The organism is Mesorhizobium sp. M7A.F.Ca.CA.002.09.1.1 (genome assembly GCF_003998555.1).
Lineage (GTDB): Bacteria > Pseudomonadota > Alphaproteobacteria > Rhizobiales > Rhizobiaceae > Mesorhizobium > Mesorhizobium ciceri.
Genome location: NZ_RZRR01000982.1, coordinates 1 through 1,946, shown reverse-complemented (window position 1 = coordinate 1,946; position 1,946 = coordinate 1). Strand labels below are relative to the sequence as shown.

The 1,946-nt window shown below is 61.5% G+C and carries 4 protein-coding genes; 3 read left to right on the top strand and 1 reads right to left on the bottom strand.

The genetic code is table 11. The features are described 5' to 3' along the window. Window positions 1-671, bottom strand: a 671-nt coding sequence (locus EN994_RS29205; RefSeq protein WP_206530525.1) for an alpha/beta hydrolase, incomplete at its 3' end; no start/stop codon positions are given. A 98-nt stretch (window positions 672-769) separates the two neighbouring features. Between EN994_RS29205 and EN994_RS29200 the strand changes: the two genes are divergently transcribed. The 3 genes from EN994_RS29200 to EN994_RS29190 all read left to right on the top strand — a co-directional run. Then, window positions 770-1,291, top strand: a complete 522-nt coding sequence (locus EN994_RS29200) for a helix-turn-helix domain-containing protein (RefSeq protein ID WP_013529229.1) — start codon at window positions 770-772, stop codon at window positions 1,289-1,291. 77 nt (window positions 1,292-1,368) lie between these two features. Next, on the top strand, window positions 1,369-1,602 hold the full coding sequence (locus tag EN994_RS29195; RefSeq protein ID WP_013529228.1) for a hypothetical protein: 234 nt from the start codon (window positions 1,369-1,371) through the stop codon (window positions 1,600-1,602). A gap of 164 nt (window positions 1,603-1,766) precedes the next feature. Next, window positions 1,767-1,946 (top strand): heme-binding protein (locus EN994_RS29190; protein WP_206530524.1); only part of this gene is annotated, 180 nt, incomplete at its 3' end.

The following is a 1,946-nucleotide window of genomic DNA, read 5'->3' as shown; positions in this document are numbered from 1 at the left end:
ATGACCAGCAGCGGCGCCGCGATCTCGTGCAGGCGGCCCTTCCAGGCGGCGCCGCCCTTGAGCATGAAATGGTTGGTCGCGCTCAGGAAGCCGCCGGAGCGGTCGTAATCCTGCTCGACAAAGGCCCGTATCCCCGCCGCATCGAATGGATGCGTGGTGCTGGCGATCGCCCGTGCATCCCTGACGATGAAATCGACCACTTGACCACGGTCCGACCAATCGACTTTGGCGCCCTCGGCCGAGTGTTCCATGTAGGCTTCGGTCGTCCCGGGAAGGCCGGATGTGTCGATTCCCACCGGCGAACTGCTGATCACAGTCAGAGATACGACACGCGAGGGATGTTTCAACGCCACAAGCTGCGCGATCATGCCGCCCATCGACATCCCGACGACATGCGCCTTGCCGATGCCGTGGTCGTCCAGAACATGCATTGCATCGTCGGCCATATCATCGAACGTGTAGGGCGGCTCTCCCGGCTTGTATTTCGTCGAACGGCCGGTATCGCGATTGTCGTAGCGGATCACGAACAGGCCGGCACCGGCCAGTTTCCGGCAGAACGCCTCCGGCCACCACAGCATCGAGGCCATCGCTCCCATGATCAGCAACAGCGGCGGGTTCGCCGGATCGCCAAAGACTTCGGATATAATCTCAGGGCGTTCGGTGGTCCTCATCACGCAGTCTCCTCTCTGCAAAACTGATTGCATTTTGCAATCGGTTGCACGATAATAAAACTGCTACGATAATGCAACCGGTTTTGGAGAAAAATCTCATGAGCATGGATCGCCGGTCCGGGTGCCCGATCAATCTGTCGCTGGAAGTCTTCGGCGACCGCTGGAGCCTGATCATCCTTCGCGACATGATCTTCGGCGGCAGGCGCCATTTTCGCGAGCTGCTCAACGGATCGATGGAAGGCATCGCCTCCAACATCCTCGCCGACCGGCTGAAGCGCCTGATGGAGCTGGGCATGCTGACCAAGGCCGACGATCCCTCGCACAAGCAGAAGGCGATTTACAGCCTGACCGAGATGGCGATCACGCTGGTTCCGATCCTGGCCCATCTCGGCGCCTGGGGCCGCGTCTGGCTGCCGGTCAGCGACGAATTGTCGATCCGCGCCGAACTGCTGGAAAAGGGCGGACAGCCTATGTGGGACAAATTCATGGACGAGTTGCGGCACGAACATCTCGGCATGCCGCTCGATACAATGTCTGGCCCTTCTGTCCGCGCGACCTTGCAGGCCGCCTACGAGGCCGTGGTTGCCAGCAAGGCCCTCGCCGCCAGCCCGGCCGCGTAACCAACTTATTTTCCCGTTTTGGGGCCGGCTCTGCTAGAAGAAGCGGAAAATCACAATTCACGGGATTGGATAAGGTCTTGGTTGAGAACTCTCGGGATGCTGCCCGCGCACGCGCCGACCTGCGCTTCAAGAAGCAGGAAGAGGCGGCAACCGTCCGCCAGAAGGCGATGGCCGAATACGCCGCCGAGAGCGACGCCCGCCAGGCCAAGACCAACAAGCTGCGGGCACTGCGTCTCGCCAAGGAAGCGGAAGACCTCGCCAACGCGCCGGCGGAACCCGCCAAGAAACCGGCCCGCGCCAAGAAGAAGTAGCCCAGCCACGTCTGGAGCCATACAAGCGGCAACGCTTATCCGGAAGAGCCGGCGAAGGCTGTTTTCCATCCCGCCTTTTCACGCGAAGCAATTTCAACCGGAACCGGGATGTTATCTCACCCGCCGACGGTCGATGATCGACGCGTTTCAAACAGGAGACCGCCATGACCGCACTGCCGCTCGAAAAAGCCAGGCAAATCATCGAAACCGCCTTTGCCAAGGGCTCCGATCTCAAGCTCAAGCCGCTCGGCGTCTCGGTGCTCGACGCCGGCGGGCATCTGGTCGCCTTCCAGCGCCAGGACGGCGCCTCGTTCCTGCGTCGGCAAATGTCGGCCGGCAAGGCC